Genomic DNA, 10,981 nt, shown 5'->3' with positions numbered 1-10,981 from the left:
CCTTGCCGGTGGCATCCTTGACGCCGATGATGTTCCTGAAGTCACGCACCAGCTCGCCCATCGTTTCGGGCGTCATGTCGATCACCGAGCGCGGCGGAATGTTGTAGATGATGATCGGCAGGCTGGTCGCTTTGGCGACGGCGGCGAAATGCGCATAGAGACCGCGCTGCGTCGGCTTGTTGTAGTAAGGCGTGACGACGAGTGCAGCGTCGGCGCCCGCCTTCTCGGCATATTGCACCAGGCCAACCGCCTCCTCGGTGTTGTTGGAGCCGGCACCGGCGACGACCGGAGCGCGGCCCTTGGCGACCTCGATGCACACTTTGACTACGTGGCGGTGCTCGTCATGCGACAGCGTCGGCGACTCGCCGGTGGTGCCGACCGGAACCAGACCGCTCGTGCCTTCGGCGATCTGCCAGGCAACGAGAGCGCGAAAGGCTTTCTCGTCGAAACGGCCGCTCTTTTCGAACGGTGTCACGAGCGCGGTAAGCGAGCCTCTCAGCATGTCGTCCAACTCCCTGGGACTAACGCATGACCCCGAAAATCGGAGTCGATTTTCGCGGGGGATCATGCGCCAAATTTAAAGTGCTACAGCGTCCTTTGCGCGTCTGAGACGACGCACGGCGCTGTAGGTGTTTTGTCGTGCGCGCCTTCTAGCCGAAAGCGAAGCGGCGCACCATAGTCTCGACACTGTTGCGCGGCAAGCATGGTGGTAATGCCAGCAAGCGCAATTTGAAAGGCCTCGATAGCGTTGTTTACGGGCTCTTCATCACAGCCAACTAGGCTTCGGTTGACCTGTGCCTGTTGGTAATGTGTAGACAGGAAATGATGAAGACCATGCCGACCAGGCAGCCTCATTTTTTTGCGCTGCTTGGCGCAATTCTCCTGCTGACGCCGAGCCTTGTGGCCGCGGGCAAGATCGATGTGCAGGTCACGTCGGCCATACCGATACCAAACCTGCAGGATAGGGGTCTGCACGATACGGGATCTCCATCCGTCAGTGTCGCCAGGCTGAAAAGCGGCCTCGATGCGCTGGCGGCAAACGACATTGCCGGTGCGCTTCAAGTGCGCGAAACCCTGCCGGTCAATTCGCTCGACCGGCACATCCTTGCCTGGGCGATCGCACTCTACGGCGGCGACAAGGTGCCAAGCGGCGACATCGCCCATGCTGCGAAAATGCTGCCGAACTGGCCGGGCTTGATCGCCTTGCGCAAGAACAGCGAGCGCGCGCTCTACCGCGAAAACCCCGCCCCTGAGACCGTGGTGAAGGCTTTCGGCGGCAGCCAGCCACAAACAGTCGAGGGCGTGGTGATCCTCGCCCGCTCCTATGTGTCGCAGGGCAACGTCGAGGCAGCGCGCTCGGTGCTGTCGCCTTTCTGGCGCACTGAGAAACTGGAAGCCAAGGACGAAGCGGCGATCATCTGGGAATTCGGCAAGCTCATCGCCGCCGCCGACCACAGCTTTCGCATGGAGCGCATGTTCTATGCCGACCGGGTCAATTCCGCGCTGCGCGTCGCCGGCCTTGCCGGTGCCCAACAGCTGGCCGATGCCTGGGCAGCGGCGGACAGGGGCGACAAGAAAGCGGCCAAACTGCTGAAGGCGGTGCCCGCTGCGCAGCGTTCGGCCGGCTATCTCTTCGCGCAAGCCCAATCTCTACGCAAGCAGCAGAAGTTTTCCGACGCCGCCGCAGTGATGATGAAGGCGCCGAGCGACCGCAGCGCACTGATCGATCCGGATGCCTGGTGGGCCGAGCGCCGGGTGCTGTCGCGCGAACTGCTCGACCAGGGTGACATGAAGACCGCCTACAAAATAGTCGCAGCACACGCCGCCGAAAGTGCCGCCAACGCGGCGGATGCGGAGTTTCATGCCGGCTGGTACGCGCTGCGCGGCCTCAACGAGCCTAACACCGCTGCCAGGCATTTCGCGCGGATCGCCGATCTCGCCCAGGGGCCGATCTCGCTGTCGCGCGCCTATTACTGGCTCGGCCGTGCGGCCGAAGCCGGCGGTCCCGGCAGTGCGAAGGATAATTTCACCCGTGCCGCTGGTTACGGCACGACCTTTTACGGCCAGCTCGCCGGCGAGCGCGTCGGCCGGCAGGTCCTCAACATCGCCCATCCGCAGCCGAGCGCCGCCGATCAGCGGAATTTCGCCAATCGCGACGCGGTCAGCGCCATCAAGCGGCTGCAGGAGGCGGGCTATGAGCGCTACGCCGACACGCTTTATCGCGACCTCGCCGGGCAGTTGACCAGTCCCGGAGAGCTGGCGTTGCTCGCCGCTATGGCGGAAAAGCAGGGCAACCATTTCCTGGCGCTGAAGATCGGCAAGATCGCCGGCGCGCGCGGCATAGATGTCGGCGCGCTGTCGCATCCACTCGGCGTCATTCCCGCCACCGCCAACATTTCCGGCTCCGGCAAGGCGCTGGCCTATGCGATCGCTCGCCAGGAAAGCGAATTCAATATCGGCGCCGTCTCCAGCGCCGGCGCGCGCGGGCTGCTGCAGCTGATGCCGGGGACCGCCAGGCAATTGGCGAAGAAGGCCGGGATGACCTTCTCGCAGGCGCGGCTGACCACCGACGCCGGCTACAATGCGACGCTGGGCGCCGCCTTCCTCGGCGAGCAGCTCGGCCGCTTCGACGGTTCCTATGTCCTGACCTTCGCCGGCTACAATGCCGGCCCCAACCGCGCCGCCCAGTGGGTGGCTAGATTTGGCGATCCGCGCGGCAAGGACATCGACTCAGTAGTCGACTGGATCGAGCGGATTCCTTATACGGAAACAAGAAGTTATGTCCAGCGCGTGATGGAGAATTACGAAGTCTACAAGATGCGCATTTCCGGCAAGTACGATATCGTTGGAGATTTGGTGAACGGGCGGAGTTGAAGAGCGTCGACGGCGTTCGAGATTGGCGAACGCGTCGATGACGGCCAATCTCCCTCACGAGGGGGGAATCGGCAGTTTCGCCGGTCCGCCTTCCCGATTTGACCGCACCTTCCCTCGCCTGTAGCAGTCGGAGACTATCCGGCAGCAGCGAGGAACCACGTCTAGATGCCCAGCGACCAGGGTTTTTCCGATTTCTTCTACGCCTCGCCGGACGGGCTGCAACTTCACGCCCGTGTCTACGGCGAAGCGAATTCCGAACACTGGCCGGTCGTCTGCCTGCCTGGCCTGACCCGCAATTGCCGCGATTTTCATGAGCTGGCGCTGCACCTGTCGCGACGGGCGGAAGGTTCGCGAAAAATCGTCGCTTTCGACTACCGCGGGCGCGGGCAATCCGCCTACGACCCCGATATCGGCCATTACAATATCGGCGTTGAAGCCGGTGATATCCTCGCCGGGTTGGCGGCGCTGAGCATCGAGGCGGCGGCGTTCATCGGAACGTCGCGTGGGGGGCTGATCATCCATGTGCTCGGCACGATGCGGCCGGCCGTCCTTAAAGCCGTCGTCCTCAACGACATCGGCCCAGTGGTCGAGGCTAGCGGTTTCGCCTATATCCGCTCCTATCTCGAGCAGACACCAAAGCCGAAAACCCATGCCGAGGCGATCGGCGCCCAGTGCGGCGCGCATAGCAGCGACTTTCCAGCTCTGACCGAGGCGGATTGGGAGCGGATGGTATCGGCCCTCTACCGAGAGACGGATGAGGGGTTGGTGCCGGATTTCGACCCGAAGCTGGTCGATACGCTGGCGGGTCTCGACCTTACTCAGCCACTGGCAGATCTGTGGCCGCAGTTCGAGGCGCTGGCGGCCATACCCTTGCTCGCCATCCGCGGCGCCAATTCGAAGCTGCTTTCCGCCGAGACGCTCGAACAGATGCGAAAGCGTCACCCTTGTGTCGAGACGATTACGGTCGAGTGCCAGGGCCATGCGCCTTTCCTCGAGACCGGCGGCCTGCCCGGCGCCATCGCCAATTTTCTTGATAGGGCCGAGCAACGCATCGGTTCGAGCTAATGCTCGAGAACTGAGGAATTTATTTGAGGCAGTGCCGCAGCGCATCCTGCTTTCGCGGAAAGGGGGACTTATCCTGCGAAGCGCCCAGCGCGAAGCAGGATGGCGGAGAGGATGGGATTCGAACCCACGAGAAGCTTTTGACCTCTACTCCCTTAGCAGGGGAGCGCCTTCGACCACTCGGCCACCTCTCCGTTGCGCCGGTGGATAAAGAAAAGCGCCGGCACAATCAACAAGCCGGCGCGATTATCATTGAAAAAACCGGCTTCCGCCTAATGGCGCTTTCGCCATGCGGCGATTCTGCGGCAATCCCTCGGCCGGCGACTCAACGACATCGTCGCAATTCCGGCGGGCAATTGTCGGAATCGGCCGGATTGCAAAGGTCTCGCCCAAGGGTTTCCGATAGCTCAATGGTTAACGGGAGCTTTCCGAGTGAGGCCAAATCGTGTCATTTGTGCAACAAGGCAGGGGGATAGCGCCTGCACAGACCTTTCGCCGATACGATGGTGGTTGAACGCCGCCGCCTCATGGGTAATGTCGAATTCGAAGGAGCGGCGCGGTGCGCATCTTTTTCGGTAGTGGGGATGGGGCAGGGAACGCTGTCCTTCAGCAAAGAATACCCAGACCCGTTTTTTAACTTTTGACTGGAGGTCAGAAAATGAACATCAAGAGCCTTCTTCTTGGCTCCGCTGCGGCTCTGGTCGCAGTTTCCGGTGCGCGCGCCGCCGACGCCGTCGTCGTTGCCGAGCCGGAACCCGCTGAATACGTCCGCATCTGCGACGTCTATGGCGCTGGCTACTTCTACATCCCCGGCACCGAGACCTGCCTGCGCATCGGCGGCTATGTCCGCTACGACATCGGCGTCGGCGACATCGGCACATTCACCGGTGCGGGGACCGTCGACGTCGAGGACGGCGACGATCAGGATACCTACTGGAAGCGTGCTCGCTTCGCGCTGAAGACCTGGACCGGCCAGGAAACCGAGCTCGGCACCTTGAAGACGTACACCGAGACCCGCTTCAATTTCCGCAACACCCAGGGCGATACATCTCCGGTCCTCAACGAAGCCTACAACCCCGGCGTTTCGCTGAACTTCGCCTGGATCCAGCTCGGTGGACTGCGCGTTGGTAAGGACGAATCGGCCTTCGATACGTTCATTGGCTACGCCGGCAACGTCATGAACGATACGCTGGTTCCCTACGGCGGCTTCGACACCAACGTCGTCCAGTACTATTTCGACGCCGGCAACGGTTTCTCCGCCGTGGTCTCGCTCGAACAAGGTTACGGCGACTTCACGATCGACAGCTACGTCCCGCATGTCGTCGGCGGTGTGAAGTGGACGCAGGGCTGGGGCGCCATCACCGGCGTCATTGCCTACGACAGCAACTATGAAGAAGTGGCCGGCAAGGTTCGCCTCGACGTCACCCCGATGGAGAACCTGTCGCTGTTCATCATGGCCGGCTATGGCACGGACGACAACTACACGGATGGCGGCTTCGCAATCCCCGCCGCCGGCCGCGGCATGTACAAGCTGTGGAGCGGCAATTGGGCACTCTGGGGCGGTGGCACCTTCACCATCAACGAGAAGACCTCGTTCAACACCCAGATCTCCTATGACGAGGGCGAGAATCTAGGCGTCGTGGCGAACATCGCCTACGATATCGTCCCCGGCCTGACGATCACGGCTGAAGCCTCCTACTTCCATCTTGGTGATGAGAGCGTCAGCAACTGGACCGGTGCCGATGACGACGACAACTTCGGCGGCCAGCTCCGCTTCCAGCGCTCGTTCTAATCAGCAGCGCTTGACTGAAATCGAACCCGGCGGGCAACCGCCGGGTTTTTTCGTATCGGCGTGGCTGTCCATGGCGGAATGTATGGCGCGGCCGATACCTGCCATGGTCGTTCTGTGCTGGATCTTGGTCTGTGATTTCTGACAGGTTGGAAGCCGATCGGCTGCGCAGAATGAAAGCAGCAGCGATCCTTCGCGCCCCCCTCTGTCCCTCTCGAAAGATTCTGCACCGCAGCAGCGCTTGCCAAGGAACAGAATAGGGAGTTCGTTCCCGCCCTTTTGGGGGAAGACGGCTAGTGGCATTTAGCTGTTCGTTGGGATTGGCGGCTGAAGGTCGGTTGGGAGCAAGCCTATGCGCTTGCGACCCTCGCGGTCCACGCAATGTGGATTGCCGACCTCAAGTCAAATCTCTGCAAGATCGCCCAACGACTGTATAAGCGGCTGAATTTCGTTTTCATAATTCTTCCAGCGCTTGACCGACGATTTGTAAATCGGCTGACGAACCTGCCAGCGACTGGGCGTGTTGACCGAACCATCCCTATCGAAAAAGCGCAGGCAGGCGTCATCCCAAGGCAGCCCGAGATAATCTATGAGGCGGCGTGACTGCGCTTCCTGGTCCTCGACCAGCGTTTCGTAGCGGTTTTCGAAGATAAGGCCTGGAAAAACCTTGTTCCAATGCTGCATCAGGCGGTCATACTCGCGATAGTACAGGCCTAGTGTTTTCAGGTCGGTGTTGTAGCTGTGCCCCTCGCTGAAGTTTAGGACAAAGCAGGAGACGCAATTGTCGATGGCGTCACGACGGCAATGAATGATGCGTGCGTTGGGGAAGAGAAGCCCGACAAGGCCGATCAGTTCGAAATTGTGCGGCATTTTATCCACGACGCGAAGTGCGGCAGGCGCCCGCTCCCGCAAATAGGCCAGATGCTCTTCGGCCAGCGTTCTGGACAGGTCTTCCGTGATCGACATGACTGGCTGGTGCAAATCTCCAGCCGATGATGTCCTCAGACCGATCGCATTCGCGACCCGCCTTAGTTTGCTAAGCTCCCCTGCACCATGGACATCGGGATGGCTGGCGCAGATCTGCTCCGTGAGCGTCGTCCCCGAGCGGGGCATGCCAACCACGAACACAGGCACTTCGGAAGGATTTCCATAGCCGGCCCGGGTAGCCAAAAAGTCCGGCGTGAAGGTGTCAATCATCGAATCGATCCACCGACGATACAAGTCGATGTCGAACTTGTAGCCGGCGGCCTGTTTCGCCCTGTTGAAATGGTCGAATGCCTCATTATAGCGCTTAAGGTCGTTCAGCACCTTGCCGGCGGCGAGATGGAGTTGCTGCGCGGCTTCCGAACCAAGTTTCGGATTACCGAGTTCGCGAAGGATGGATTGGAGCTCCTCTGGCTCCTCGGTGAACTTTCGTGTCTGTACAAGGTCGTTGTAGGCAGCCGGCACCCCAATACGGCGATCAATCGCTTCTTTCAGATAGTCGGCGGCTTCATCCATACGCCCTAAGCCGCTGAGCGCGCCGGCCAGCCCGGCTCGCACCTTGGGATGATCGCGGTTGATTTTCAGCGCCTTCTCGTAAAGCGGCAAAGCCATGTCGGGCTTGTCAAACGCCGTGTAGGTGCGGCCCAATGCGCAAAGTGCTTCGATAAGACCGGGCTGCAGTTCCAAGGCGTACTGCATATGCCTGATTGCGGGCGAATACTCGCTGACCTTCACATATGCCTCGCCCAGGCTGAGGTGGTAGTAGGGGTTTTTAGGTTCCTCGCCGACCGCCCGTGCGAAATATCGCAAGGCCCTCTCATCATCGTAACCCAAGTATACGGTCCCCAAGATGTACAAGGCGAGCGGATGGTTTGGCGTGCGCGCCAGAACCCGAAGGCATAGGTCCTGAGCCTCGTCGAGCCGCTTGGCCTGCTGAAAGGCATATGCCTGTTTCAGCAGCGCGTCGTCGGCCTGCGTACGCGACTGGGCGTTTCCTTTCTGCGGGCTCGCTAAAGGCTTCACTATCGGCACCTTCGCTTTCGGCGCGGGTCCGGGCTTGATGTGCTTTGACCAAGCAGGTGGGAGTCGATTGTTCATAATATCTCGCTAGCAAAAAGATCCGAAGGAATCCAGCATGCTGGTTGCAGCCAAGGCGGGAGCTTGCGCGGCCAACTGTGCCGCGCTAGCAAGAAGGCCCTTTTCGAACGAGCCTTTGCCATGCGCCAGCGCCCTCCCCTCACTCCGATCGTCAGTGCGCTTCCCTCGACGGTGCCGTTTGTCGGCCCGGAGGCACAGGAACGTGATCGGGGTCGTGCGTTTCGCGCCCGCATCGGCGCCAATGAGAGCAGCTTTGGCCCTTCGCCGCGTGTCGTCGCCCGCATGGCCGGCCTCGCCCGCGACATGTGGATGTATTGCGACCCCGACAATCACGATTTGAAGGTGGCTGTCGCTGCGCATCTTGGCGTCAGTGCCGAAAACGTGGTGGTCGGCGAAGGCATAGACGGGTTGCTCAGCCTGGTGGCGCGCATGTATGTGGCGCCGGGCGACGCGGTGGTCACCTCGCTCGGCGCCTATCCGACCTTCAATTTCCATATTGCCGGCGTCGGCGGCCGGCTGGTCGCGGTTCCCTATGAGAACGACCGGGAAAGCCTCGACGGCCTATTGGCTGCGGTCGCCAGGGAACATCGGGCGCTGGTCTACCTGTCCAACCCGGACAATCCGATGGGCAGTTGGTGGGAAGCGGCCGAACTCATCCGCTTTATCGAAGCCCTGCCGGAGACCACAATGCTGGTGCTCGACGAGGCCTATGGCGAGTTGGGCCCGGCCTCGGCGCTGCCGCCGATCGATGTCGCGCAGCCGAACGTCATCCGCATGCGCACCTTTTCGAAGGCCTACGGGCTGGCCGGCATACGCTGCGGCTATGCGGTGGCCGAGGCCCAGGTGATCCGCGATTTCGAGAAGATCCGCAACCATTACGGCGTCAGCCGCATGGCGCAGATCGCCGGCGTGGAGGCGCTTGCCGATCAGAACTATCTCCAAAACGTGGTGGCGCGGGTCGCTGCCGGCCGCCGGCGAATCGCCGAGGTCGCCGAGGCCAACGGGCTGAAGCCGCTGCCCTCGGCGACCAATTTCGTCACCATAGACTGCGGCGGCGACGGCGCCTTCGCTCTGAACGTGCTGCAGGCGCTGCTGTCGCGCGACGTGTTCATCCGCAAGCCGATGGTGCCGGTGCTCGACCGCTGCATCCGGGTCAGCGTCGGCCTCGACCATGAGCTCGACATTTTTGCTGAGGAACTTCCGGGCGCGTTGGCGGCGGCCCGGGGGAACTGAAAGGCGCTCTTCCTTCTCCCCTTGTCAAGGGGAGAAGGAAGAGCCGCGCGGCTTGCGCCGTCTCGCCTGCCGGAACGTCCGATGTACATCCCTTGAATTAATTGAACGTCCATTTTATTATTACGCTTCTCGATGAGGTGACCATGGCGCGCACGACCGGTTCGGACGGGGAAAAAACCGAAGCTGCGGTCCGCGAGGCGGCGGTCAGCCTGATCGCGCGTCTTGGCTACGAGGCGATGTCGATGCGCCAGCTGGCCGCCGAGGTCGGCGTGCAGGCGGCGGCGCTCTACCGCTATTTCCCGACCAAGGAAGACCTCTTGTTCACGCTGATGCGCGAGCACATGGTAGGGCTGATCGAGGCGTGGGAGGCGGCGCGCCCTGCCGCGGCCGATCCGCCGACGCGGCTCGCCGCCTATGTCAAAAACCACATCGCCTTCCACATCGAACGCCGCCATTCCACCCATGTCTCGAACATGGAATTGCGCAGCCTTTCGCATGATCGCCTGACGCAGATCCTGCGCCTGCGCACGACCTATGAAAAGGAGCTGCGCGCCATTCTGCGCGACGGCGCAGAGGCGGGCGACTTCAGCGTCGAAGACACAGGTCTGACTGCCATGGCGCTGATCCAGATGATGACCGGCGTCATCGTCTGGTTCCGGCCGGGCGAGCGGCTATCGATCTCGGAGGTAACCGCCACATATCTTTCAATGACGATGCGCCTGGTTGGAGCAAAGGCCCACGGCGCGACAAAGACCTACAGCGTCGCAGCCGCTTCCGGCGAGCAAAGGACGTTGTAGCATTTTGGTTTTGCGCATGATCCACCGCGAAAATCGAATTCGATTTCGGGGCCATGCGCCGGGAGGAACGGCATGTACACGCACACACTTAACTTCGGGCTTGACGAAGACATCGAGGCGCTGCGCGACCTGGTGCGGCGCTTCGCCCAGGACAAGATCGCGCCGATCGCCGCCGAGATCGACCGTTCAAACGAATTTCCGGCGCATCTGTGGGCCGAGTTCGGTGGGCTCGGGCTGCTCGGCATCACCGCCGATCCGGATTTCGGCGGCACCGGCATGGGCTATCTCGCTCATGTTGTCGCTATGGAAGAGATTTCCCGCGCCTCGGCCTCGGTCGGCCTCTCCTACGGCGCCCATTCCAACCTCTGCGTCAACCAGATCAATCGCTGGGCGACGCCGGCGCAGAAGGAGAAACATCTGCCCGCTCTATGCACCGGTGAAAAGGTCGGCGCGCTGGCAATGTCGGAATCCGGCGCCGGCTCCGACGTCGTATCGCTCAAACTGCGCGCCGAAAAGCGCAACGACCGCTACGTTCTCAACGGCACCAAGATGTGGATCACCAACGGCCCGGATGCCGAAACACTGGTCGTCTACGCCAAGACCGATCCGGAGCTCCATTCGCGCGGCATCACCGCGCTTATCGTCGAAAAATCGATGGCCGGGTTTTCCGTCGCGCAAAAGCTCGACAAGCTCGGCATGCGCGGCTCGAACACCGGCGAACTTGTGTTTGAGAATGTCGAAGTGCCGTTCGGCAACGTGCTTCACGAGGAAGGGCGCGGTGTCGAGGTGCTGATGTCGGGCCTCGATTACGAGCGCACGGTGCTCGCCGGCGGCCCGCTCGGGTTGATGACGGCGTGCCTCGATGTGGCGATCCCCTATGTGCACGAGCGCAAGCAGTTCGGCCAGCCGATCGGCGAGTTCCAGCTGGTGCAGGGCAAACTCGCCGACATGTATACGACGATGAATGCCGCGCGCGCCTATGTCTATGCCGTCGCAGCCGCCTGCGACCGCGGCCAGACGAGCCGCAAGGACGCCGCCGCTTGCGTGCTGTTCGCTGCCGAGAAGGCGACGCAGATGGCGCTCGACGCCATTCAGCTGCTGGGCGGCAACGGCTACATCAATGACTATCCGACCGGCCGGCTTC

General features: G+C 61.7%; 8 protein-coding genes and 1 tRNA gene. 6 read left to right on the top strand and 3 right to left on the bottom strand.

Features of this window, described 5'->3' with window-relative positions:
• Positions 1–502 (bottom strand): 4-hydroxy-tetrahydrodipicolinate synthase (gene dapA / locus EOA86_RS07790; protein WP_128341140.1); only part of this gene is annotated, 502 nt, incomplete at its 3' end.
• Between the two features lie 332 nt (positions 503–834).
• Here dapA and EOA86_RS07785 point away from each other — a divergent pair.
• Together EOA86_RS07785 and EOA86_RS07780 are read left to right on the top strand one after the other, a co-directional pair.
• Positions 835–2,874 (top strand): lytic transglycosylase domain-containing protein, encoded by a 2,040-nt coding sequence (locus EOA86_RS07785; RefSeq protein ID WP_128341141.1) that lies wholly within the window; start codon positions 835–837, stop codon positions 2,872–2,874.
• 165 nt (positions 2,875–3,039) lie between these two features.
• Positions 3,040–3,939, top strand: coding sequence for an alpha/beta hydrolase (locus EOA86_RS07780; protein WP_128341139.1), 900 nt, complete (start codon positions 3,040–3,042; stop codon positions 3,937–3,939).
• Positions 3,940–4,039: 100 nt separating this feature from the next.
• On the opposite strand, the gene EOA86_RS07775 is transcribed toward EOA86_RS07780, so the two are convergent.
• Positions 4,040–4,130, bottom strand: a tRNA-Ser gene (locus EOA86_RS07775).
• Positions 4,131–4,594: 464 nt separating this feature from the next.
• Here EOA86_RS07775 and EOA86_RS07770 point away from each other — a divergent pair.
• Positions 4,595–5,728: a porin gene (locus EOA86_RS07770; protein WP_127211598.1), complete on the top strand. Its 1,134-nt coding sequence runs from the start codon at positions 4,595–4,597 to the stop codon at positions 5,726–5,728.
• Positions 5,729–6,127: 399 nt separating this feature from the next.
• Here the strand turns inward: EOA86_RS07770 and EOA86_RS07765 are convergent, their stop codons facing one another.
• On the bottom strand, positions 6,128–7,807 hold the full coding sequence (locus EOA86_RS07765; protein WP_128341138.1) for a sulfotransferase: 1,680 nt from the start codon (positions 7,805–7,807) through the stop codon (positions 6,128–6,130).
• Between the two features lie 120 nt (positions 7,808–7,927).
• Here EOA86_RS07765 and EOA86_RS07760 point away from each other — a divergent pair, with 120 nt between their 5' ends.
• From EOA86_RS07760 to EOA86_RS07750, 3 genes are all read left to right on the top strand, one after another.
• Entirely contained in the window at positions 7,928–9,040 is a 1,113-nt protein-coding gene (locus tag EOA86_RS07760) for a pyridoxal phosphate-dependent aminotransferase (RefSeq protein WP_128341137.1), read from the top strand.
• A gap of 143 nt (positions 9,041–9,183) precedes the next feature.
• Positions 9,184–9,837, top strand: a complete 654-nt coding sequence (locus EOA86_RS07755; protein WP_128341136.1) for a TetR/AcrR family transcriptional regulator — start codon at positions 9,184–9,186, stop codon at positions 9,835–9,837.
• Between the two features lie 72 nt (positions 9,838–9,909).
• On the top strand, positions 9,910–10,981 hold a 1,072-nt coding region (locus EOA86_RS07750), incomplete at its 3' end, for an isovaleryl-CoA dehydrogenase (RefSeq protein WP_164891612.1).

Source organism: Mesorhizobium sp. M5C.F.Ca.IN.020.32.2.1, assembly GCF_004023105.1.
Classification (GTDB): Bacteria; Pseudomonadota; Alphaproteobacteria; order Rhizobiales; family Rhizobiaceae; genus Mesorhizobium; species Mesorhizobium wenxiniae.
This window is presented reverse-complemented; position numbering and strand designations above follow the sequence as displayed.